This window comes from Oceanospirillum sediminis, assembly GCF_014164585.1.
Lineage (GTDB): Bacteria > Pseudomonadota > Gammaproteobacteria > Pseudomonadales > Halomonadaceae > Oceanospirillum > Oceanospirillum sediminis.
This window is the reverse complement of the sequence record NZ_JACJFM010000115.1, coordinates 1-484: the sequence shown is the minus strand read 5'-3', so window position 1 is coordinate 484 and position 484 is coordinate 1. Positions and strand designations below refer to the sequence as shown.

1 protein-coding gene is annotated in these 484 nt (G+C 51.2%); it reads left to right on the top strand.

The window, feature by feature from the left end; genetic code table 11:
- Window positions 1–63: 63 nt before the first annotated feature.
- A partial coding sequence (locus H4O21_RS24145) for a hypothetical protein (protein WP_220495850.1) occupies window positions 64–484 on the top strand: 421 nt, incomplete at its 3' end.

Here is a 484-nt window from a genome sequence, read left to right as displayed (position 1 = left end):
CTTGACCAGAAGCACGATCGTCTCTGGACGGAATGTGGGTACCCGCAGGAAATCACCGCCGAGATGTTCCGCTATGCCTATGAGCGACATCCAGCCGCAGCAGCAGGCATTAACCGCATTATTAATAAATGCTGGCAGAAATACCCTGAAGTGGTTGAAAATGGCGAGGATGATAAGAACTCAACGCCGTGGGAGTTGTCCATCAACGACATGATGAAGCGTGCCTATCCGTTCATCAAGGAGGCCGACAAGCGCAACGCCATCAACCGTTATTCCGCCGTCATCCTGCAAATCCGCGACGGTAAGCAGTGGAGTGAGCCGGTAGACATCACTAAAACCCGCCGCATTAAAGATAAATCCATCGTTCGCTTTATTCCGGTATGGGAAGAGCAGCTCCGCGTCAGCGCATGGAATAATGACGAAACCAGCGAAGACTACGGAATGCCTGAGATGTACGAATATCAGGAAAGCGCTGTTGAGGATT